General features: G+C 65.7%; 15 protein-coding genes and 2 pseudogenes. 4 read left to right on the top strand and 13 right to left on the bottom strand.

Going from position 1 to position 23,806, the window contains the following annotated elements:
- Positions 1–12 precede the first annotated feature (12 nt).
- The 4 genes from infB to rimP all read right to left on the bottom strand — a co-directional run bounded on the left by infB (position 13) and on the right by rimP (position 4,948).
- Complete coding sequence (gene infB / locus CKW46_RS12350; protein WP_482053204.1) at positions 13–2,844, bottom strand: translation initiation factor IF-2; 2,832 nt, start codon at positions 2,842–2,844, stop codon at positions 13–15.
- A gap of 64 nt (positions 2,845–2,908) precedes the next feature.
- On the bottom strand, positions 2,909–3,265 hold the full coding sequence (locus CKW46_RS12345; protein ID WP_179953036.1) for a YlxR family protein: 357 nt from the start codon (positions 3,263–3,265) through the stop codon (positions 2,909–2,911).
- 109 nt (positions 3,266–3,374) lie between these two features.
- Positions 3,375–4,418, bottom strand: a complete 1,044-nt coding sequence (nusA, locus tag CKW46_RS12340; RefSeq protein WP_015355253.1) for a transcription termination factor NusA — start codon at positions 4,416–4,418, stop codon at positions 3,375–3,377.
- Positions 4,415–4,948 (bottom strand): ribosome maturation factor RimP, encoded by a 534-nt coding sequence (gene rimP / locus CKW46_RS12335; protein WP_015355252.1) that lies wholly within the window; start codon positions 4,946–4,948, stop codon positions 4,415–4,417. Before rimP ends, nusA begins: the two co-directional genes overlap by 4 nt.
- A 215-nt stretch (positions 4,949–5,163) precedes the next feature.
- On the opposite strand from rimP, the gene CKW46_RS12330 reads away from it, so the two are divergent.
- Positions 5,164–5,703, top strand: coding sequence for a hypothetical protein (locus CKW46_RS12330; protein WP_012393686.1), 540 nt, complete (start codon positions 5,164–5,166; stop codon positions 5,701–5,703).
- Positions 5,700–6,188, top strand: coding sequence for a ferritin-like domain-containing protein (locus CKW46_RS12325; RefSeq protein WP_482053203.1), 489 nt, complete (start codon positions 5,700–5,702; stop codon positions 6,186–6,188). Before CKW46_RS12330 ends, CKW46_RS12325 begins: the two co-directional genes overlap by 4 nt.
- A 12-nt stretch (positions 6,189–6,200) precedes the next feature.
- On the opposite strand, the gene CKW46_RS12320 is transcribed toward CKW46_RS12325, so the two are convergent.
- The 8 genes and pseudogenes from CKW46_RS12320 to mqo all read right to left on the bottom strand — a co-directional run bounded on the left by CKW46_RS12320 (position 6,201) and on the right by mqo (position 16,850).
- Positions 6,201–7,949, bottom strand: coding sequence for a proline--tRNA ligase (locus CKW46_RS12320; RefSeq protein WP_482053202.1), 1,749 nt, complete (start codon positions 7,947–7,949; stop codon positions 6,201–6,203).
- A gap of 106 nt (positions 7,950–8,055) precedes the next feature.
- On the bottom strand, positions 8,056–9,648 hold the full coding sequence (locus tag CKW46_RS12315) for an MFS transporter (RefSeq protein WP_015355250.1): 1,593 nt from the start codon (positions 9,646–9,648) through the stop codon (positions 8,056–8,058).
- Between the two features lie 22 nt (positions 9,649–9,670).
- Positions 9,671–10,887: pseudogene (cobA, locus tag CKW46_RS12310) on the bottom strand (uroporphyrinogen-III C-methyltransferase).
- A 61-nt stretch (positions 10,888–10,948) separates the two neighbouring features.
- On the bottom strand, positions 10,949–12,316 hold the full coding sequence (locus tag CKW46_RS12305) for a cobyrinic acid a,c-diamide synthase CobB (RefSeq protein WP_482053403.1): 1,368 nt from the start codon (positions 12,314–12,316) through the stop codon (positions 10,949–10,951).
- 103 nt (positions 12,317–12,419) lie between these two features.
- Positions 12,420–13,034, bottom strand: coding sequence for a cob(I)yrinic acid a,c-diamide adenosyltransferase (gene cobO, locus CKW46_RS12300; RefSeq protein WP_015355248.1), 615 nt, complete (start codon positions 13,032–13,034; stop codon positions 12,420–12,422).
- 21 nt (positions 13,035–13,055) lie between these two features.
- The gene (locus CKW46_RS12295) at positions 13,056–14,906 is read right to left on the bottom strand and encodes a magnesium chelatase subunit D family protein (protein WP_012393680.1); all 1,851 of its coding nucleotides are present in this window, start codon (positions 14,904–14,906) and stop codon (positions 13,056–13,058) included.
- Positions 14,903–15,373 (bottom strand): GNAT family N-acetyltransferase, encoded by a 471-nt coding sequence (locus CKW46_RS12290; protein WP_012393679.1) that lies wholly within the window; start codon positions 15,371–15,373, stop codon positions 14,903–14,905. The genes CKW46_RS12295 and CKW46_RS12290 overlap by 4 nt, the downstream gene beginning before the upstream one ends.
- Positions 15,370–16,850 (bottom strand): annotated as a pseudogene (mqo, locus tag CKW46_RS12285) (malate dehydrogenase (quinone)). Before mqo ends, CKW46_RS12290 begins: the two are co-directional and overlap by 4 nt.
- 196 nt (positions 16,851–17,046) lie before the next feature.
- Between mqo and CKW46_RS12280 the strand changes: the two are divergent.
- Positions 17,047–18,069 (top strand): alpha/beta hydrolase, encoded by a 1,023-nt coding sequence (locus CKW46_RS12280; protein WP_482053201.1) that lies wholly within the window; start codon positions 17,047–17,049, stop codon positions 18,067–18,069.
- On the opposite strand, the gene CKW46_RS12275 is transcribed toward CKW46_RS12280, so the two are convergent.
- Complete coding sequence (locus CKW46_RS12275; RefSeq protein WP_117436716.1) at positions 18,046–19,569, bottom strand: MFS transporter; 1,524 nt, start codon at positions 19,567–19,569, stop codon at positions 18,046–18,048. The genes CKW46_RS12280 and CKW46_RS12275 overlap by 24 nt on opposite strands.
- Before the next feature lie 1,188 nt (positions 19,570–20,757).
- Between CKW46_RS12275 and CKW46_RS12270 the strand changes: the two genes are divergently transcribed.
- On the top strand, positions 20,758–23,694 hold the full coding sequence (locus CKW46_RS12270; protein WP_482053200.1) for an MMPL/RND family transporter: 2,937 nt from the start codon (positions 20,758–20,760) through the stop codon (positions 23,692–23,694).
- Positions 23,695–23,806: the final 112 nt, after the last annotated feature.

The raw sequence follows: 23,806 nt of genomic DNA, 5'->3' as shown, positions 1-23,806 counted from the left end.
GCTCGCGCCCCATCAGGAGCGGTCTTTCTGGACCAGCTCGTAGGACTCGATGAAGTCGCCCTCTTTGAGGTCGGAGTAGCCCAGCGTCATACCGCACTCGAATCCCTCGCGGACCTCGGTCACGTCGTCCTTCTCCCGACGCAACGAGTGAATCGAGAGGTTCTCGACGACCACGATGTTGTCTCGCAACAACCGGGCCTTCGCGTTGCGGCGAACCACACCGGAGCTGATCATGCAGCCCGCGATGAGGCCGACCTTCGAGGACCGGAACAGCGCCCGGATCTCTGCGCGCCCGAGCTCGACCTCTTCGTAGATCGGCTTGAGCATGCCGCGCAGGGCCTTCTCGATCTCATCGATCGCCTGGTAGATGACCGAGTAGTAGCGAATCTCCACACCTTCGCGGTTGGCCAGCTCGGTGGCCTTGCCCTCGGCACGCACGTTGAAACCGATGATGATCGCATCCGAAGCCGACGCCAGGTTGACGTTGGTCTCGGTGATGCCACCGACACCGCGGTCGATGACACGCAGGGCCACCTCGTCGTCGACCTCGATACCCATCAGGGCCTCTTCCAGCGCCTCGACAGTACCGGCGTTGTCGCCCTTGAGGATCAGGTTGAGCTGGCTGGTTTCCTTCAGCGCCGAATCCAGATCTTCCAGGCTGATCCGCTTGCGACTGCGCGCCGCCAACGCGTTGCGCTTGCGAGCGCTGCGCCGGTCGGCGATTTGGCGGGCGATCCGGTCCTCGTCCACGACCAGGAAGTTGTCACCGGCACCGGGGACCGAGGTGAAGCCGATCACCTGGACCGGACGCGACGGTAGCGCCTCTTCCACGTCCTCGCCGTGCTCGTCGACCATCCGGCGCACGCGGCCGTAGGCGTCGCCGGCCACCACCGAGTCGCCGACCCGCAGCGTGCCGCGTTGCACCAGCACGGTGGCCACCGGGCCACGACCACGGTCCAGGTGCGCTTCGATCGCCACACCCTGGGCCTCCATGTCGGGGTTGGCCCGCAGATCCAGGGCCGCGTCGGCGGTAAGCAGCACCGCCTCCTCGAGCGCCTCGATGTTGGTGCCTTGCTTGGCCGAGATGTCGACAAACATCGTGTCGCCACCGAAATCCTCAGCGACCAAACCGTATTCGGTGAGCTGACCGCGGATCTTGGCCGGGTCGGCGCCCTCCTTGTCGATCTTGTTGACCGCCACCACGATCGGCACGTCTGCGGCCTGCGCGTGGTTGATGGCCTCAACCGTCTGCGGCATCACACCGTCGTCGGCGGCGACCACCAGGATGGCGATGTCGGTGGCCTTGGCACCGCGGGCACGCATGGCGGTGAACGCCTCGTGACCGGGGGTGTCAATGAAGGTGATCAACCGCTCGGTGCCATCGTGGTCCACGCTGACCTGGTAGGCACCGATGTGCTGGGTGATGCCACCGGCCTCGCCCTCGCGGACGTTGGCCTTACGGATGGTGTCCAGCAGTCGGGTCTTGCCGTGGTCGACGTGACCCATCACCGTGACTACCGGCGGTCGGGTCTGCAACTCGGACTCGTCGCCGGAGTCTTCGCCGTAGGTCAGATCGAAGGATTCCAGCAGCTCGCGGTCCTCGTCCTCGGGACTGACCACCTGGACGTTGTAGTTCATCTCGCTGCCGAGCAGCTCGAGGGTCTCGTCGCCGACCGACTGGGTGGCCGTGACCATCTCGCCGAGGTTGAACAGCGCCTGGACCAGTGCCGCCGGGTTGGCGTTGATCTTGTCCGCGAAGTCGGAGAGCGATGCTCCGCGCGCCAGCCGGATGGTTTCACCGTTGCCGTGCGGCAGCCGCACACCGCCGACGACCGGCGCCTGCATGTTCTCGTACTCGGCGCGTTTGGCCCGCTTGGACTTACGGCCGCGCCGGGGCGCGCCGCCGGGACGGCCGAAAGCACCGGCCGCACCGCCGCGCTGGCCGGGACGGCCGCCGCCACCACCGCCACCGGGACGGCCGCGGAAGCCGCCTCCAGGTGCGGCGCCAACGCCGCCGCCTCCGCCGCGGTAGTTACCGCCGCCACCATCTGACCGGCCGCCACCTGGCCCACCAGGACGACCACCACCGGGCCGCGGCGCGCCGGTACGCGGTGGGCGAGGCCCACCGGAAGCGCCGCCGGGACGCGGAGGCATGTTGCCGGGAGAAGCGCCGCCGGGGCGAGGCGCCCCTGGGCGCGGCGCCCCGGGACGCGGCGCCTGCGGGCGCGGAATGGGCCGATCAACCGGCTGCGCCGAGGAGAACGGGTTGTTGCCGACGCGGGGAGTACGAACTCCCGGCTTGGGCACCGGCCCCGGCCGTGCACCCGGAGCCATGCCCGGGTGAGGCGCTTGCGGAGCGGCCGGCTTGCCCGGTGTCGGCGCAGGCCGTTGCCCGGGAAGCGGCGCCTTCGGCGGCGCGGGCGCTGCCGAAGCAGCGGGGGCCGCCGGCGTCGCGGCCGGCGGTGCCACACCGGAGTCCGCGGGTTGCGCGGGCGCAGGCGTAGGCGCCGGCGCGGGGGCGGGAACGGGCGCCGGAGCACCGTTGCCTACCGCCTTGTCCAGAGCGGCGTCCAGAGACCTGTCCGGAGCCTTGGCCGCGGGGCTGGCACCCGGCACCTTCTGCGGGGCCTTGGCCACACCTTTGGCGGCACCCGTGTCGGAGCCTTTCGCCGGCGCCGACTTACCGCCACCGAACGATTCACGCAGCCTGCGGGCCACGGGAGCTTCCACCGTCGACGAGGCCGACTTGACGAATTCGCCCTGTTCACTCAGCCGGGCGAGCACTTCTTTGCTGGTTACACCGAGTTCCTTAGCCAACTCGTGTACGCGGGCCTTACCTGCCACTACATCTCCTGTCCATGAGGCGACAGTCGTGGGCCGCGCCTCGGGGTTTAGCTATGACACATTGTCATCGGGACTTCACGGTGTGCTCATGTTCTTTGCTACCTGTTCTGTTGCTCGGCGGACCGGGCACATCCAAACCACCGATGTGCTCGACCACCGCGGATATATCCGGTGACCCGGTGATGCGCAGCGCTCTGGTGAAAGCCCGTCGCCGAATCGCTTGTTGTACGCACTGCGGCACCGGGTGCAACCACGCACCCCGTCCCGGCAGCCCCCTAGCTGTGTCAACGATCACGGCATAGTTGCCGTTCCCGGTCGACTCAGCCACCACTCGAAGCAGTTCGACGGCCAACTCTCGCTTTCGGCACCCGACACACGTCCGCACCGGTCCGCAGGGGATATCCGGACGCCCGTGCGCCATGGCCGAAGGCTTGCGCTGGATCACGGCTCAGTCTAGCGTCACCGAACCGATTGCCCGAACCGCCCGTGGACCCGTTGTCCGGGCCGGCGCCCAAACCGGGGCATGTCCCCTAGTGGTCGTGCGCCAAGCCGCGGCTGGCGCCCCGTTCCGGGTGCTCCGCCGACTGCTCCGGCGAATCGCCGCGGATGTCGATCCGCCAGCCGGTAAGCCTGGCCGCCAACCGCGCGTTCTGGCCTTCCTTGCCGATGGCCAGGGACAGCTGGAAGTCCGGCACCACGACGCGAGCCGCCCGTGCGGTCTGATCGATCACCGACACCGAAACAACCTTCGCCGGGGACAGCGCGTTGGCGACGAACCGCGCCGGGTCCTCGTCATAGTCGATGATGTCGATCTTTTCTCCGGAAAGTTCGCTCATCACGTTGCGGACGCGTTGACCCATCGGTCCGATGCAGGCGCCCTTGGCGTTCAGCCCCGGAACGTTGGACCGAACCGCAATCTTGGACCGATGTCCGGCCTCGCGGGCGACCGCCACGATCTCCACCGAACCATCCGCAATCTCGGGCACTTCCAGGGAGAACAGCTTGCGCACCAGATTGGGGTGGGTACGAGACAGCGTGATCAGCGGCTCGCGAGAACCGCGGCTAACGCCCACGACGTAGCAGCGCAGCCGATTGCCATGCTCGTAGCTCTCGCCAGGAACCTGTTCGGCAAAGGGAATCACGCCTTCGGAGGCCTTGGTCTCGCTTCCCATCCGAACCACGACCAGCCCACGAGCGTTGGCTCGGCTGTCACGCTGGATCACACCCGCGACGATCTCGCCCTCGCGGGTAGAGAACTCCCCGTAAGTGCGCTCATTTTCCGCGTCCCGGAACCGCTGCAACATGACTTGGCGTGCGGTTGTCGCGGCGATGCGGCCAAAACCCTCGGGCGTGTCATCCCATTCGCTGATCACATTGCCGTCGTCATCGGTCTCGCGGGCCATCACGCGCACGACGCCGGTCTTGCGGTCGATCTCGATGCGCGCGTCGGTCTGATGGCCTTGGGTGTGTCTATAGGCGGTCAGCAGCGCCGATTTGATCGTCTCGAGCAGCTCATTGACCGAGATGCCCCGATCGACCTCGATCGCATGCAGTGCCGCCATGTCGATGTTCATGCCTCGACCTCCGTCCCAGCGGCCCTACCTGTAGTCGCGAGTTCTAATTCAGCTGGATTCGGCGGCGAAAACTCGACCTGCACAACCGCTTTCTCCACCTCGGCAAGTGGGATCTCGCGGACTTTCCACTCCCGCCCGGCCCGAACCACCAGATCCAGCGAACCGCTTTGCAGCGCGCCGATGCGGCCAGTCAGCTGCGATCCGTCCGCCAGGGTCAGTTCGACCTTGCGGCCACGAGCACGGCGGAAATGCTTCTCGCTGGTCAGCGGGCGATCGATACCGGGCGAACTGACTTCAAGCACGTAGCTGTCGCCGATGTTGTCCAGGCTGTCGAGCAAGCTCGACGCGGAGCGCGACAGCACGCCGATAGTGTCCAGGTCCAGGGTGGTGTCACCATCAGCGACAACCGTAATCCGCGGTGGACGAGCGCGGTGGTCGATGACCACATCCTCGATCTCGTAGCCGGCGCGCGCGAACTCTCCACCGAGTAGCTCGATCACCTGCGTCTGCGAAGGTAGCCCGGTGGTCACGGCGAGCTCCTCATCTTGAGTTGTCCGGTCATCTGGCGGATGGCGCCGCCAGGGGCGGTACCAGCGTCGCACCGGCACCAAAAAGCCGACGATTCACCGGAACCAGCTACCAACGATACGCCAGGAATCCGCGTCGGCGCGCCGATCCCGCCGTCAAGCTCCGAGCTAATCGTCCCTGATCGTCCCCCGCTTGATCTCAATGGCAGGATGTTGCTGTGTCCCGAGCAGTAACCGTCCTCAACAGGCGGGGTGTGCTCGCCGGCGGTGCCGCTCTCGCTGCACTCGGGGTGGTCGTTTCCGCCTGCGGCGAGTCCCCGCCCAAGCCGCCAGCCGTCGAAGAGCTGCTGGCGCCTTTGGAGCAGGCCCGCCATGACAGTGCGCTGGCCTCGGCCGCCGCCGGGGCGATCGGCAATCCACCACAGATCGCCGCCGCCCTGACTGTGGTCGCCAACCAACGGGCCGCCCATGCGCGCGCGCTGGCCACCGAGATCGCCCGCGCGGCCGGCAAGCTGGTATCGGCGACCAGCGAAACGAGCAGTTCGAGTCCCAGCCCCAGCGCCACCGAGCCGCAGGCGCCGCCACCGCCGCCCCCGCCCCTGTCCGACGTGGTCGACTCACTGCGCCAGTCCGCCGAGGACGCCAATCGCCTGGTCACCACGACGGAGGGCTACCGTGCCGGGCTGCTCGCCTCGATCGCCGCATCCTGCACCGCGTCCTACCAGGTCGCGCTGCTGCCCGGAGGGCCATCGATATGACCTCTTCCGAACCCAGCTTCGGCGCCAACCCGAAGCGCTCCCCCGCCGACAAAGACGGCGACACCGCGGCGCTCTGCGATGCGCTCGCCGTCGAGCACGCGACCATCTATGGCTACGGCATCGTGTCAGCACTATCGCCCCCGAGCGTCAACGACCTGGTGGTGGAGGCGCTCAACCAACACCGCCAACGCCGTGATGACGTGATCGCCATGCTGACCTCCCGCAAGGTCACCGCACCGGTCGCCGCCGCCGGGTACCAGCTGCCGAACGTGGTGAGCAGTGCCGCCGACGCCGCGCGGCTGGCCGCCCGGATGGAGAACGACGGTGCAACGGCCTGGCGCGCGGTCGTCGAATACGCCGACACCGCCGGTGATCGGGTATTCGCCAGCACGGCGCTGACCCAGAGCGCGGTGATGGCCGCCCGCTGGAGCAAGGTGCTGGGCGCCTGGCCGATCACCACCGCCTTTCCGGGCGGGGACGAGTAGCCAGGCGTTGGGTTAGCCCGAAATGGCCGCCGCGATGTCGGTGGCCAGCGAATCTCCAACCGTCAACTCGCGGGTCTGCCCACCGAAGCGGTCGCGCAGCTCCACCACGCCGTCCGCCCAACCACGCCCGACGACGACCACCCAGGGCATTCCCAGCAGCTCAGCGTCCTTGAACTTGACTCCCGGCGACGCCTGCCGGTCATCGAGGAGCACCTCGACGCCGAGGCCATCCAGTTCGCCGGCCAGCCCGATGGCCCCAGCCCGCGCCTCGGCGTCCTTGTTGGCGATCACCAGATGAACACCGAACGGCGCGATCTCCGCCGGCCAGCGCAAGCCCAGGTTGTCGTGATGCTGTTCGGCGATGACCGCAACCAGCCGCGATACACCGATACCGTAGGAGCCCATGGTCAGCCGCACGGGCTTACCGTCCTCACCGAGCACATCGGCGGTGAAGGCGTCGGTGTATTTGCGGCCGAGCTGGAAGATGTGACCGATCTCGATTCCGCGGGCCATGACCAACTGACCGGCGCCGTCCGGGGCGGGATCTCCCTCGCGCACCTCGGCGGCCTCGATGGTGCCGTCGGCGGTGAAGTCGCGGCCGGCGACCAGGCCGACCACGTGGCGACCGGGTTCGTCGGCCCCGGTGATCCAGCTGGTGCCGTCGACCACCCTCGGGTCGAGAAGATAGCGAACGTCGTTGCTTCGTAGCGCCTTCGGACCGATGTAGCCCTTGACCAGGAACGGGTACTTGCCGAAATCGTCGTCATCGAGGAAGACGTACTCGGCCGGGTCCAGCGCCGCGGCCAGCCGCTTCTCGTCGATCTCGCGATCGCCCGGCACGCCGATCGCCAGCAGCTCCCACTCCCCGCCCGGTTGACGGATCTTCATCAGGACGTTCTTCAGCGTGTCCGCGGCGCTCACCTCACGCCCCAGACCCGCCTCGTTTGCCCAGGCCACCAGGGTGGCGATGGTGGGGGTCTCGCCGGTGTCGTGGACCACGGCGTCGGGCTGCCAATCGATCGGCAGGCTTTCCGGGCGCGCGGTGACGACCGCCTCCACGTTGGCCGCGTACCCCGACTCCACACACCGCACGAAGGTGTCTTCGCCGACTGGACTCTCGGCCAAGAACTCCTCCGAGGCGCTGCCGCCCATCGCACCGGACACCGCCGACACGATGACGTAGCGCACCCGCAGCCGATCGAAGATCCGCTGGTAGGCCTCTCGGTGGGCGTGGTAGGCCGCTTTGAGGCCGCCACTGTCGATGTCGAAGGAGTAGGAATCCTTCATGACGAATTCGCGGGCCCGCAAAATGCCGGCGCGCGGTCGGGCCTCGTCGCGGTACTTGATCTGGATTTGATACAGCGTGAGTGGAAAGTCTTTGTAGGAGTTGTATTCGCCCTTGACGGTCAGGGTGAACAGCTCTTCGTGGGTCGGGCCCAGTAGGTAGTCATTGCCGCGGCGGTCTTGCAAGCGGAATACGCCGTCGCCGTACTCGGTCCAGCGGTTGGTGGTCTCGTAGGGCGCCCGCGGCAACAATGCGGGAAACAGGATCTCCTGCCCACCGATCGCGTTCATCTCCTCACGAATGACGCGTTCGATGTTGCGCAGCACTCGCAGCCCCAACGGCAGCCAGCTATACAGGCCAGGCCCTACCGGCCGGATGTATCCGGCCCGAATCAGCAGTTTGTGGCTAGGCACTTCCGCATCGGCGGGGTCGTCTCGCAGGGTGCGCAGGAACAGCTCGGACATCCGGGTAATCACAGGCGGCTAGCCTAGTGGCGGTGCGTCCGCGGGTGACCAAGCGGGCCACCTCCGGGCGGCGAGCCGGCGTGTTCTCACGCGCGGCTACGGCGCCCCCGCCGAAGGCTTACAGCTCTCCGGCGTCGATCGCTTCCTTGACCTCTTGCGCGTGGGCCACCTGCTCCGGGGTGTACCCGATGAACACTGCCGCTCCGCCGACGATCACGGCCGCTCCGGCGACCCACAACAGGCCGTAGGTGTATCCGTGGTCGAGCGCGTGCAGCTGTGCGTCGTTCATGAACTTGACCGGGCCCGTGGTGCCACCCAGATACAGCGTGCGGGAGGTAATCACGGCCTGAATGACGGCCAGCACCAGCGGCCCGCCCAGGCTCTGCAGCATGAGCGTGAGGGCCGATACCGGACCGATGCGGTCGAAGCCGACGCCGGCGATCGCCGCCAGCGTCAGCGGGACGACAGCCATGCCGATACCGATGCCGCCGATCACGATGGGGGCCACCAGGTTCGGGAAGTAGGGCACACCGCGCTGCATGAACGCCCAGCCGTAGATCATCGCGCACACCAGCAGGTATCCACCGCCGATCGTCAGCACCCGCGGCGAGAATCGCGAAACCAGCTGCGAGGACACGCCTAGGCCGATTCCCATCGCGATGACGAAGGGGATGAAGCCGACACCGGCACGTAGCGCGCTGTAGCCCAAGACGTCCTGCACGTACAAGCCGATGCAGACGGTCAGGCTGAACATCACGCCACCGGCCAAGAAGATGGCGATGAACGTGACCAGCCGGTTGCGGTCATGGAACAGGTCAAACGGTACGACGGGGTTTTCGGCGGTACGTTCCACCAGAACGAAGCCGAGAGCGGCGGCGAACGCCACGGCACCCGAGCCGATCGTGGTGATCGAGAGCCAGCCCTTTTCCGGGCCTATCGAGAAGGCGAATACGGCAGCGGTGCACGCCAGTGTGGCCAGGATGGCACCGGCGGCGTCCAGCTTCATCCGCTCGCGGTTGGTCTCGCGCAGCGCGGTGCGAGCCAGGTAGATCATGACCAGACCGATCGGCACGTTGACCATGAACGCCAGCCGCCAGGAGACCTCGGTCAGCGCCCCGCCTACCACCAGGCCCATCACCGAACCGACCGCAGTCATCGCGGCGAATACCGCCGTCGCGGCGTTACGCGCCGGCCCCTTCGGGAACGTGGTGGCCACCAGGGCCAAACCAGTCGGCGAGGCGATCGCCGATCCCACACCCTGCGATAGCCGTGCGATGACCAATGTCGCCTCGTCCCAGGCGACCGCACACAGCACCGACGAGATGGTGAACAGCGCGACGCCGACGATGAATGTCCGCTTACGCCCGATCGTGTCCCCAAGCCGGCCGCCGAGCAGCATCAGCCCGCCGAAGGTCAGCACGTATGCGGTAATCACCCAGCTCCGACCCGCGTCGGAAAGGCTCAGCTCGTCCTGAATCTTAGGAAGCGCGACGATCGCGACGGTGCTGTCCATCGTCGCCAGCAGCTGCATCCCGCCGATCGCAATAACCGCGGCGATGAAGCGGCGCGAGGGCAACCACATCGGGTAATACCTGCTCGCGCGCTCTGAAGCGGTCTCCGTCTCGCGCGTTGCGCGAGCGGAGGTCGGACGCTCCTGCCGTCCGGACGTCCAATTATGGACTGCCCGCTCTGTGTCGTTGAGAGCCGTCATAGCGGGTTACCTTACAGTAATCTTAAGAATCGTTTAAACCCCGAATGCCGCGACAGCCCCTATGACGATGATCGCAGGAGGTCGGATCCCCTCCGCGCGGACCTTTTCCGGCGTGTCGGCAAGGGTCGCCCGCAACGTGTGCTGAGCGGGCGTCGTTCCATGCTGAACGACAAGCACCGGCGTATCCGCAGGTCGGCCGCCTTTCAACAGCGCCTCGACGAAAAGTTCGATTCGTTCGACCGCCATCAGCAAAACAATCGTGCCTGACATTGCTGCCAACGCATTCCAATTCACTAACGATTCGGGATGGTCGGGCGCGATATGGCCACTGACCACCACAAACTCGTGATTTGTGGCCCGATGAGTGACCGGAACGCCCGCCAAAGCGGGCACAGCTATGGCACTCGTCACACCTGGCACCACAATCACCGGAATCCCGGCTTCGGTGCATGCCAACACCTCTTCATAGCCCCGCGCGAAGACGAACGGGTCGCCCCCTTTGAGGCGGACGACAAAGCGCCCCGCCTTGGCCCGCTCGATCATGACGTCGTTGATGGCGTCCTGGGCCATGGCCCGGCCGTAAGGGATCTTGGCCGCGTCGATGACTTCCACGTGCGGCGGCAGTTCGGCGAGCAGTTCAGGTGGCGCGAGCCGGTCGGCGACGACGACATCCGCCTGGGCGAGCAGGCGTCGACCCCGGACGGTGATCAGCTCCGGATCCCCCGGACCGCCGCCGATCAGCGCGACCCCGCCCCGGATGACGTCGGAACTCTGATAGCTCGTCGAGGTGACAAGGCCGTTCTGCAGCGCCTCGCGAATCGCCGACCGGATTGCCGCCGAACGACGGTGGTCGCCACTGGCCAAGACTCCCACCGACAGGCCCGCGTGGTTGAAGGTCGCGGGGGTGACCGCGGTTCCTTCCACGGCGATGTCGGCGCGCACGCAGAAAATCTGGCGCCGATCGGCTTCAGCGACGATGGCCGCGTTCACCGCGGGGTCATCGGTGGCCGCTATCGCGTACCAGGCGCCTTCCAAGTCACCGTCGCGATATTCCCGCAGGGTCAAGGTGATCTTGTCCATCACCTCGACAGAACGGGTGGCGCTACGGGATATGACTTGCACATCCGCGCCGCTGGCGATCAGAAGGGGCAGACGGCGCTGAGCAACGGTGCCCCCGCCGACCACGACGACCTTCCTGCCGGTCAGACGCAGTCCGACAAGGTAGGGGCTCTCGGTCACCCGGCAAGCTTAGTGGTGACCGCCAGCGCGGCGGGGAGCCGGGCGCAGCGGGTCGCCACCATCAAATCCCGTGGCCGGCCCGGGCGGCGTGCGCGACAAAACGTGCTACCGCGTCCGGCGTGGATGCCGGATGAGTATGCAGGTATGACGCATGCACGCCGGCATGTACAACTCCATCCCGCACCGCTGCCGCATCGTTGCCGCGATACACCCAAGCCGGCTCGTAACGATCGGAGAAGGTGACGGTGGTGCGGTGGAATTCGTGTCCGACAACTCGATGGCCGGCCGCATACAACGCCGAGTCCGCAACCGCGACCGCGTCGCGATATCCCAGGGTGAGGTGCGGGGTGAACCGTGCCGATCCGGCCAGCACATCGCACATCGGGTACCCATCGAGTTCGGAGGCCAAATAGATAAGGCCCGCGCATTCGGCGTGCAGGGGCGCGCCGGCGTGCGCCAGGTCTTTGATTTGGCGGCGCACCAGGTCGTTGGCGGACAGCTCCGCGGTGAACTGCTCGGGAAATCCGCCGGGTAGCAGGACGCCGGTGCTATCCGAGGGCAGTGGTTCGCCGAGCGGGTCGAACTCGACCACGTCGGCCCCGGCGGCCCGCAACAACTCGGCGTGCTCGGCGTACGCGAAGCTGAATGCCTTGCCGGCGGCCATCGCGATGGTGGCGTGGCCGGCTGGCGCCCCACCAATGGCGGTCACCGGGTCCCAGGGCGCATCGCCGACACTGCTGCCGGCCGCGGCCAGCACCGCCTCCACGTCGACATGGCGGGCGATCAACGCTGTCATCGCCTCGACCGCCAGCCGGGCACGACGGCCATATTCGACGGCGGTAACCAGACCCAGATACCGCGTCGGAAGCTCCAGCTCGGCACTGCGCGGGATGGCGCCCACCACCGGCACACCGGCTTGCTCGCACGCCTGCCGCAAAACGTGCTCATGGCGGGCGCTTCCGACCCGGTTGAGAATGACCCCGGCGATGCGGGTCTTGGAGTCGAACGTAGAAAAGCCATGTAGCAGTGCGGCGATGCTGTGGCTTTGGCCGCGGGCATCGACCACCAGAATCACCGGTGTTCCCAACAGATTTGCCACGTGTGCGCTCGAACCCGTCGCCGGGCCCGCCACGGCGTGCTCGATACGCCCGTCGAAAAGGCCCATCACCCCTTCGACCACCGCGATGTCGGCACCTTGTGCGCCGTGTGCGTACAGCGGGCCGATGAGCCGCTCCCCCACCAATACCGGGTCCAAGTTGCGGCCCGGGCGTCCCGCGGCCAGGGCGTGGTAGCCGGGATCGATGAAATCCGGGCCGACCTTGAACGGGGCGACCCTGCGGCCCGCTTGTCGGAGCGCTCCGATCAGACCCGTGGCCACGGTGGTCTTTCCGCTGCCCGATGCCGGGGCGGCGATCACCACACCGGGGATTGAGTTCACCGAGGCACCCGGTGCGAGCGTGCACAAAATGCCACCTGTAGCGGCGTGTCGCTGTGCCGACACGCACGCTCGCGGCACCGGGGCGGGGCGATGCTCACCACTCGATGCCCTTCTGCCCCTTACGCCCCGCGTCCATCGGGTGTTTGACCTTGGTCATCTCGGTGACCAGGTCGGCGGCCGCAATCAGCTGCGCGGGGGCATCACGCCCGGTGATCACCACATGCTGGTACCCCGGCCGCGCCAGCAGTACGTCCACCACTTCCCCGACGTCCACCCAGCCCCACTTGAGTGGGTAGGTGAACTCGTCGAGCACGTAGAACTGGTGGCGCTGCGCCGCCAGTCGCCGCGCGATCTCGGCCCAGCCGTCCGCTGCTGCGGCCGCGTGGTCGTCGTCGCTGCCGACCTTGCGTGACCAGGACCACCCCGCGCCCATCTTGTGCCACTGGACGGCCGCGCCGATCCCCTGCTGGTCGTGCAACCGGCCGAGGTGTTGGAACGCCGTCTCCTCGCCCACTTTCCACTTGGCGTTCTTGACGAACTGGAATACCGCGACATCCAAGCCGACGTTCCAAGCCCGCAGCGCCATTCCGAACGCCGCGGTCGACTTGCCCTTGCCGTCACCGGTATGCACGGCCAGCACCGGGGTGTTGCGCCGCTGTCGGGTAGTGAGACCGTCGTCGGGGACTTGGGCCGGATTTCCCTGTGGCATAAGCAGTTGCCTTCCGCGAGTTCAGGCCACGCTGCGGATGGCTTGCGCCAAGTAGTCGGCGTGCAACTGTTCGAGCCGCACCGCCGGCGCGCCGAGATGGCGGGCGAGTTGCTGGGCCAGTCCGAGCCGCACATACGACGTCTCGCAGTCCACAACCACCGCGGTGGCGCCTTCGGCGACAAGCCGAGCGGCGGCGATTCGGCTGCGGCCCAACGGGTCCGGCCCGGCGGTGGCCCGTCCATCGGTGAGCACCACCACCAGCGGGCGGCGGGCACGGTCGCGTACTTTCTCCCGGATCACCAGCTCGCGCGCGGCCAGCAGACCCTCGGCCAGCGGAGTCTTGCCGCCGGTGTCGAACCGGGCCAGCCGCCGGCTGGCGATGTGCGCCGACGAGGTGGGTGACAGCAGGATCTTGGCTTCATGCTGGCGGAACGTGATCACCGCGACCTTGTCCCGGCGCTGGTAGGCATCGCGCAGCAGCGACATGGTCGCGCCGCTGACCGCCGCCATCCGATCCCGGGCAGCCATCGATCCCGAAGCGTCCACGACGAAGATCACCAGGTTGCCCTCACGCCCCTCGCGCACCGCCCGGCGGATGTCGGCGCCCTGCGGGCGCAGCGGCCCCGATCCGGTGGCGTTTTCGGCGGCCGAGAGCAAGGTGGCGAACAGGTGCAACCCACGGGCGCCGGAATTGCTGTCACTACCGTCGGCGGCCGCTACCACGCTGCCGGAGCCGTTGCGCGCCCGCGAGCGCCGCCCGGGCGCACCTTCGCCGACCCCGGGCACAACCAGCGCGCGGGTGCGGAACACCTTGGACGGCCCGGCGCTGGGCTTGGGCGCCTGCTGGGGCCTGGAGTTCGAGTTCTGTTGTTGGGGAGGGCAATCCTGGCCGGCTGACTGGCCTCCACCCGGCGGGTCAGGCTCCGGCTCGGGCGAACCCTGCGACTCCGCTCCGGCCCGTGCCAGTGCCTCGTCGAGCTGGTCGCGGTCAATACCGTGATCGTCGAATGGGTCCCGACGACGGCGATGGGGCAATGCCAGTTCCGCGGCGACCCGCACGTCTTGTTCTTCGACGGCCGGTGCGCCGCGCCACGCCGCATGAGCGGTGGCCGTTCGGGCCAGCACCAGATCCGCTCGCATGCCATCGACGTCGAACGCCGCGCACAACGCGGCGATCCGGCGCAATTCGTGGTCGGGCAACACGACCGTGTCGACGATGTCCCGCGCCTCGGCGATACGGCGGGCCAGCTCGGCGTCGGGGCCGACATAGCGTTCACAGAAGGCGTCCGGGTCGGCTTCAAAAGCCATCCGCTGGCGAATGACTTCCACGCGGACGTCCACATCGCGGGACGCGTGCACGTCGACGGTCAGCCCGAACCGGTCCAGCAGTTGTGGACGCAGTTCGCCTTCTTCGGGATTCATCGTGCCGATCAGGACGAAGCGGGCCTCGTGCGAATGTGAGATGCCGTCCCGTTCGACGTGCACCCGCCCCATCGCGGCGGCGTCGAGCAAGATGTCGACCAGATGATCGTGCAGCAAGTTCACTTCGTCGACGTAGAGCACTCCCCCGTGGGCGCGGGCCAGCAGTCCCGGCGCGAAGGCGTGTTCGCCATCGCGCAAGACGCGCTGCAGGTCCAGCGAGCCGACCACCCGGTCCTCGGTGGCTCCCAGCGGCATTTCGACCAGCCCGGGACCGGAACTGCCGGTAGCGGCGGACAGTAGCGCGGCGAGCCCGCGCACGGCTGTTGATTTCGCGGTGCCCTTCTCGCCGCGAATGAGCACGCCGCCTATCTCCGGACGAACGGCGCACAACAGCAACGCCAGTCGCATCTGGTCGTGTCCAACGATCGCGCTGAATGGATAGGCCTTCATGACTGCGCCGCGGGACCGTGTGCGGGCCGCAACATGGGCAGGTGCGGAATACCGTCGTCGATGAAATCGTCCCCGTCACGAACGAATCCGTGCCGCGCATACATTTCGGCCAGGTAGACCTGCGCGTCGATCCGGCACGGGTAGTCGCCAACCTCGGCCAGGGCTGCCCGCAGCAGCCGGGTGGAGTGCCCGTGCCCGCGGGCCTGACGTTTCGTACACAGCCGGCCAAGCCGGAACACCTTCTCGCCCCCGGCGTGTTCCTCCATCAACCGCAACGTGCAAATCACTTCGCCATCGGCGGTTTCCAGCCAGAAGTGGCGGGTCTCGGCGAGCAGATCACGGCCGTCCAGCTCCGGATAGGGGCAGGCCTGCTCGACCACGAACACCTCGACCCGCAACTTGAGCAATTCGTAAAGGGTTGGTACGTCAAGGTCTTTGGCCCAGACACGGCGCAGCGCTTCGCTCATGACGCATCCAGCTGCAGCGCCCTGCTGCTCCAGGACCGCACCTCGTCGTACAAAACCGGCTCTTCAGACAAGTTCGCCCCAACGACGGCACCATCTCTTTGAGTGCTGGCAGCCAGGACTGGTACCGATGGGTAAAGCATCGCTATAACACCTCAAGCATTATCGGCACCGCCGTCGAGGCCCCGGGCGACCCCCCAAGTAGTCCCGCAATACTGCCGTCGGCCTCGCCGACCACCGTGGTACCGAATTCGAGCACACCACCTTTGCGCTTGTCCCGACGGATCACCTGCACTCGCTGACCTGCCACAATCAATTCCCAGTCCGAATCCGCTGCACTGGGAACAAACTCGCGCAGCACCGCGACTCGGTCGGGCTCGGAGAGACGCAGCTGGCCGATCAGGTAGTTCAACAGTGTCACTTGAGTGACACCGACGCCAACCATGGACAGTATGTTGTTGGGCTTGATCGAACCAGGTAGGTCGCGCAAGTGGCCGCGCTTCAAGAACTTCGGCGACCATCCGGCGAACGGCCCGAACATCAGCCAGGACTTACCGTTGACATACCTCAGGTCCAGGTGCAGCGCACCCAGCGGCGGGGCCCCCGGCGCCGGAACGCCGTACACCTTGGCCCGGTGTGCCGCGGTGAGCGCCGTGTTCGCGGTACGCAAGAACCGGCCGCCGATGGGAAAGCCGGCAAAACCGTTTATTTCCTTGATGCCCGACCGCTGCAGCAACGACAGCGCGTTGCCCCCGGCACCGACAAACACGAATTTGGTTTTCAGCTTGCGCTTTTCGCCGGTGCGCCGGTTGACCACGGTCAGCATCCAACCACCGTCGGGCTGTCGAACCAGATTGCGGACCTCCTGACCGAACAGGGCCACCGCGCCATTGCGCACGCAATAGCCAATGAGCTGTCGAGACAGTGCGCCGAAATCAACGTCGGTACCGTCGGCGGCCCAGTTGAGCGCAATCGGTTCGGAGAAAACACGTTTGGCGGCCATCAAAGGCAGTCGGCGGGCGAACTCGTCCGGGTCGTCGATCCACTCGGCGCCGGCGAACAGCGGGTTGCCGGCCAGCGCGTCGCGACGCCGCCGCAGCTGATGGACCCGCTCGGCACCGTGCACAAAGCTCACGTGCGGGAGTGGGTTGAGGAAGCTGCGCACGTCGTTGAGGATGCCGTTCTCCGCCGCGTACGCGCAAAACTGGCGGGTGACCTGAAATTCCTCGTTGATCCGCACCGCTTTGGAAATGTCTATGGAACCGTCGGGTCGCTGTGGCGTGTAGTTCAACTCGCACAGCGCGGAGTGCCCGGTGCCGGCATTGTTCCAGGGGCCACTGCTTTCTGCTGCGACGGCGTCCAGGCGCTCGATGAGGGTGATCGACCAGTCCGGTTCCAGTCGTCGCAGCATCGCGCCCAGCGTGGCGCTCATGATGCCCGCGCCCACCAGCACGACGTCGGTTCTGGCTGACTCTGACACCGGATCGTTGGTCCTTCGTGTTCGCGCGGTTGTGCAGGTCCTCAGGTTATCCCGCCGGGCATGGGCCCCACCCAAACCGCTGCCGTCGAGCCGGCAGACCTCGGGGCGCAGGCCGCAATTGCGACGGCGCAGACCAGCAAACGCCGCTGCCCCACCTAGTCGCCCGCGCTTCGGTGATCGCCTCTAAGCTGACCTCGTGAGCGGCTGGGTACCCGATGTACTGCCTGGCTATGAGCAGTACACGATCCCGCTCGGACCCGATCCCGTCGACGAGGGCGACATCGTCGCGACCCTGGTCCGCCGGGCGAACGCCGCGCCCTCGGCACACGCGGTTCTGGCGGTGCACGGCTTCACCGACTACTTCTTCAATACCGCTCTGGCCGACCACTTCGCCGACCGCGGCTTCGCCTTTTACGCGCTGGATCTGCAAAAGTGCGGCCGCTCGCACCGGCCTGGCCAAACCCCGCACTTCACCACCGACCTGGCGCAATACGACGTCGAACTGCAGCGCGCCTTGGCGGTCATCGGCGAGCACACCGGCGCGGCAGATGCCGCCAAGGTCCTCATCTACGGGCATTCGGCCGGCGGGCTCATCGTGGCGCTATGGCTGGACCGGCTGCGTCGGCGCCGGCTCGGTGCGCACGGGGGCGTCGGCGGCCTGGTGCTCAACAGCCCGTGGCTGGACCTGCAGGGCGCGGCGGTCCTGCGCCTGGGCGTGATTTCCGCCGCGATCGGCGCGGTATCGCAGGTGCGCCCCATGTGGGTGCTCCGAGCGCGAGGTGAGCCCGGCTACGGCTCCGGCCTGCACCGGGACTACCACGGCGAGTTCGACTTCAACCTGCAGTGGAAACCGCTGGGCGGCTTTCCCGTCACCGCCGGCTGGTTCAGTGCCATACGCCGCGGCCAGGCGCGGCTGCATCGGGGGCTGGACGTCGGCGTGCCCAATCTGATCCTGCGTTCGGACCACAGCGTGCCCGACAGCGCCGACCCGACCGCCGTAGAACGCGGCGACGCGGTTCTCGACGTCACACAAATCGCCCGCTGGGCCGGCTGCATCGGGAACCGCAGCACCGTCATTCCGGTGCCGGACGCCAAACACGATGTGTTCTTGTCCCTGCCACAACCTCGACTGACCGCTTATCGTCAGCTGGACCGCTGGCTGGACCACTACCTCGAGACTATCGACGCCGACCCATCAAAGCCCTTGCGCAAGGGTTGACCGCGGCGCCCTCAAGTCGGACATGAACAAGGCGGCGCCGACGCCGAGCAGTGCGATCAACGCGGGCAACAGCAGTGACTGCGACATCGAGGCCGAGAACGGCTCGCGCGCAAACTCGGGCAGCTGCAGGGCGACGCCTTCGGTTGCCGCCGCCGCAGAGGTATGCGCGTCGTCGTGGATGGCCGGGGCCTGGGCGGCAATGCGTGATGTCATCAACGCCGCCATCCCGGCACTGCCGAGCGTGGCGCCCAACGCCCGAGCCGCGTTGTATACCCCTGAACTCGCACCGACCAGCTCCGCCGGCAGGTCACGGGTGGCGGTAACCGTCAACACAGGCCAGGCGAACACCATTCCAACGCCAAGGAAAGCGATCGGCACTGCTAACCGCCAAACCGGGGTTGCCGGGGCCATCTCGATCGAGAACCAGATCAGCGAGATGGCCACCACTGAGAAGCCGAAACCGGCCACCGCCCGCGGGTGTGCCCGATCCAGGATCTTGCCGATGAACGGGGTCAACAAGCCGACGACAATGGGCAGCGGCGCCATCAGCAGCGCCGTACGAGTCGGCGACAAGCCCCGCACCGTCTGCATATAGAACACGCCAGGCAGCATCATCGCCGCCGCCACGAACGCGATCACCGCCACACCGAAGCTGCACAGGGCGAAGTTGCGATCGCCGAAGATCCGCAGCGGGATCAGCGGCTCGCTGGTATTCACCGATTGCCAGTAGACAAATACGGTCACAAACCCGACGCCCACGGCGATCATCGCCCAGATCCATGGCGACCAGCCGGCCGCGTGCCCCTGCTGCAGCCCGAAGACAATGAGGAGCAAGCCGAGTCCGGATAGCCCCACACCGATCAGGTCGAACCGGCGCGTGTGTGTCGGCAGTGCGGGCACAAACCGCACGGCCAGCACCAATCCGACGATGCCGACGGGGATATTGACGAAAAAGATCCACTGCCACCCAAGGGTGTCGACCAGCGCGCCGCCGAGCAGCGGACCGACCAGATTGCCAAAGCCGGCGGCCGCAGCCCAAACGGTCGCCGCCGCTCCGCGACGTTCCGGCGGGAAAGCCCGGGTGACGATGGTGAATGTCTGTGTGTAGAGCAACGCGGCGCCGATGCCTTGGGCCACCCGAGCCGCTATCAATATTTCGATGGTGCCCGACAGGCCACACCACAATGAGCTGACGGTGAACACCGCCAATCCGGCCAGGTAGAGGTTCTTGACGCCGAACCGGTCACCAAGTCGACCAGCGACCAGCGACCAGCGACCAGCGACCAGCGACGGCACCGTATAGGCCAACACGTAGCCGCTGGTCACCCAGATCACCATGTGATAGCTGGTGTTCAGCCCGGCCATGATGCTCGGGTTGGCGACGTACACGACGGTGTCGTCCACCGAGGCCATGAAGATGCCAATGGCGATCGCCCATAGCGTGTCGCGATGGGTTTGGACGGGCACAGCATTGCAGCGGATGCCCGGACTTGCCGGCACGGCTCGCGTCTCCCCCCGCGTCATGGCGCTACTTCGACCTGGCCACCACCAGCAGCGCGGGCCGCGGTGGCCGTAACGGGCCCGGCCGGGCCAGCCCGATGCAGCACCCAGGCGGCCATCACCAGCAATGACATCGCTGCGCCCCTTCCAGTCACTCGGTGAGCATCGGCGAGAACCGATGAATACCTGCGCCGCGGCTCGATCTGAAACAGCTGCAATATTCGCGCACGTCCCGACCGAATATTTCCCCGAACGGAAGCCAACGTCGATGATGCGTCGGCAAGTCCAGCCCGTGACTCCACCCCGCAGAAAGACGCTGCTATGCAAATCTGACAAATTGACAAAATCTTGCCTATCTCCGCTCGAAAGCAACCACTGCGTGAGTCACCAGCAAACTCAACAATTGTTGACAGATATCGACATACAACCTCGCCATCAAGCGTAGAATCGAACATGCTCAGCGAGCCGATTCTCGCCAGGCCAATATCGAGGATATTGCCCCAATACTAGAATCAAATTCAAGAACGTAATTCGAGAATATAATTCAAGAATCTAATTCGAGTATCCCGGGCAGGGCGTCACTTCCGATTGCAAACCAGCTTGGTACGAGCCCGCGTTTATTCAGCTTCTGGCGTGCATAAATGGGATCGTCCTTCGATGACGAACCCCGGCAGGACGGCCCGACCAGGAGGAGTAGCGGTCAGCGTTTCATGGGTCGTAACCTCCGCCGCAGAATCGCTGCCCGAAATCGGTTTCCGGCGCCCACCACCGCGCGCCGCACCATGCCACCTACCAGCCGAAAGCCCGGCCGTACATCAGGACTTCGGACGGTGGAGCTGCGCGCGTCGTCGCACGGATTTCGGCCAGCACTAGCGCGACATCGTTGAATGCCCCGCCCCGCCATGAAAGCTGCACCCACCTAGCCCGGTCCGGGGCGACAAATAGCTGTGGACGAACATTGCCTGCACCCGCTTCCCGCCGCGACTTTCACAAAATACTGACAACCCGCTCGGCCACGAAGTACGCTGCACCAACGGTTCGTAGCACGACGGATGGGGCGGCGTTGACGACATACATCGCGACGAAGGAATCCGACATCGACTGTCGATTCACATCAGGCAATAAGAGATGGGCGACAGGGGGTACTCATCGCACCATCTTTGACACAATCGATCTAGCGAAGCACGCGTGAGTGGCAAATACCTCAACAACACAGATACAGAATCATTAATTCTGGCACGGTCGATCTACAAATTCGCGGTTTCCATCGCCCTGTTTTGGCTAGCCGTCTGCGCGATCATCGCGGCCTTCGTGCCTTCACTGGAATCGGTTGGAGAAAACCGTTCGGTGTCATTGACTCCCCGCGACGCGCCGGCGATGCAGGCTATACACCGGATCGGGGCGGTGTTCAAGGAATCGGATTCCGACAGCATCGTGACAATTGTTCTGGAAGGCGACCAGCCCCTCGGCACCGAAGCCCACAAGTACTACGACGATCTGGTCCGTAGGTTGCGTGGCGATACCAGGCACGTGCAGCACGTCCAGGATTTCTGGGGGGATCCGCTTACCGCTTCCGGGTCGCAGAGTGCCGATGACAAGGCCGCTTATGTCCAGCTGAATCTGGCCGGCAACCAGGGTGAGCCGCTGGGCAACGAATCCGTCGAAGCTGTCCGCAGCATCGTTGACGGCGCCAAGCCGCCGCCCGGGATCGCGGTCTACGTCACCGGGACGGCGGCACTGGTGGCTGACATGCAACACAGTGGCGACAGGTCTTTGGCGAGAATCACCGTCACGACCGCCGCGGTCATATTCATCATGTTGCTCTTGGTGTACCGTTCGCCGCTCACGGTGGTCCTGCTATTGCTCACCGTCGGAGCCGAATTCACGGTGGCCCGTGGAGTAGTCGCGCTACTCGGGCAGGTCGGGGCCATTGCGCTTTCCACCTTCGCCGTGAGCCTGCTGACTTCGCTGGCGATTGCCGCCGGCACCGACTACGGGATCTTCATCATCGGGCGCTATCAGGAAGCCCGCCAGGCCGGCGAAGACCGCGAGACGGCGTTCTACACGATGTACCGGGGGGTCGCCCACGTCATCGCGGGCTCGGGGCTGACGATCGCGGGGGCGACGTCTTGCCTCAGCCTGGCCCGGCTGCCCTACTTTCGAACGCTAGGTATCCCCTGCGCGGTCGGGATGCTGCTAGCGGTGGTGGTCGCCCTGACGTTAGGACCGGCGGTGCTTGCCATCGGCAGCCGTTTCGGGGTATTCGACCCCAAACGCATGATCAAGATTCGCGGCTGGCGACGGATCGGCACCGTCGTGGTTCGCTGGCCGGGGCCCGTTCTGGCTGCCACAATCGCAATCGCGCTGATCGGTCTGCTCGCTCTGCCCGCGTACACGACCAGCTACAACAACCGGGACTACACCCCGGGCTTCACCCCAGCCAACCAGGGATTCGCCGCCGCGGATCGACATTTCTCTCAGTCGCGGATGAAGCCCGAGGCGTTGCTGATCGAGTCGGATCACGATCTGCGGAATCCAGCCGACTTTCTGGTCTTGGACAAGGTCGCAAAGGAAATCTTCCGGATTCCCGAGATTTCCCGTGTCCAGGGGATAACCCGGCCCGAAGGAAAGCCGATGGATCACACGTCGATCCCGTTTCAGATCAGCATGCAAAACGCCAGTCAGATGCAAAATCTCAACTATCAACGTGACCGAATGGACGACCTACTCAGACAGGCGGATGCGATCGGCAAGTCCATCACCGTGATGAAACGCATGTATGACTTGATGATGCAAATGTCGGACACGATGCATCAGACGGTCATCGACACCGGCCAGATAAAGGATGTCACCGATGAGTTGCGCGATCATATTGCGGACTTCGATGATTTCTGGCGACCGATCCGGAGCTATTTCTACTGCGATAAGCACTGCAACGGAGTCCCGATGTGCTGGTCGCTGCGATCGATATTCGACGCGCTCGACGGCGTCGACAAGATCAGCGACGAACTAACCGACCTGCTGGGCGACGTGAAAACCATGGACCGGCTCATGCCGCTGACGGCCGCCCAGATCCCGCCACAGATCGAAGCCCTGGAGACGGTACGGGACATCGTCCTGACCATGCATAGCACCATGATCGGGATCTACGACCAGATGGACGAGTTGAGCGCAAACTCGACGGCCATGGGGAAAGCGTTCGACACCGCAAACAACGACGACTCGTTCTATCTCCCCCCCGAGGTGTTCACCAACGCGAACTTCAAACGCATAATGAAACTATTTCTATCCCCCGACGGGCATGCGGCTCGGTTCATTATTTTGCACCGTGGAGACCCCGACAGGCCTGAAGGAATTGCCTGCATCGACTTGATACGCACCGCTGCCGAAGAGTCGCTGAAGGGCTCGCCATTAGAAGACTCCAGGATTTATCTGACCGGAACCGGGGCCGTATCCAAGGACCTCTCCGAAGGCGCTAAATGGGATCTTCTGATCGCGGGAATCGCTTCCCTGTGCCTCATTTCCATCATCATGCTCATCCTCACCCGAGCCCTTATCGCCGCCACCGTCATCGTCGGCACGGTGGCGCTGTCATTGGGCGCTTCCTTTGGCCTATCCGTATTGGTCTGGCAACACATTTTCGGCATCAAATTGCACTGGCTGGTGCTTCCGATGTCGGTGATTGTGCTGTTGGCGGTGGGATCCGACTACAACCTGCTTCTGGTCTCCAGGTTCAAGCAGGAGATCGGCGCCGGCCTCAATACCGGCATCATCCGTGCGATCGGCGGTACCGGCAAGGTGGTGACGAATGCGGGACTGGTGTTCGCCATCACCATGGCCTCGACGATCGTCAGCGATCTGCGGATCATCGGCCAAGTCGGCACCACCATCAGTCTGGGCCTGCTGTTCGACACCCTGATCGTGCGCGCATTCATGACGCCGTCCATCGCCGCCCTACTCGGGCGCTGGTTCTGGTGGCCGCTGCAGGTGCGAACCCGGCCAACCAGGCCCACCGCCGTCAAACCCCGCCGGCCTGATCCGCCGGATCATTTGCCATCAGTTGGCGAACGTCACCAAACCCGGCGGCTGCGCGCCTTGTCGACTGAGACCCTCAGCCCCGGCTGATCCACTCCTCGAGGATCTGCGCTGCGGGTTTCGCCCCTTCGACGAGCAGCGAAACGTGGTCCACCGCGACCGTGCGCACGGTATTCGATGGCGACCAAGGCTCGGTGGCGGG

Origin of the sequence: Mycobacterium liflandii (assembly GCF_022354805.1) — a bacterium.
Taxonomy (GTDB): Bacteria; Actinomycetota; Actinomycetes; order Mycobacteriales; family Mycobacteriaceae; genus Mycobacterium; species Mycobacterium marinum.
Note: the sequence above shows the minus strand (reverse complement) of the source record. Positions and strands in the feature narration are given on the sequence as shown.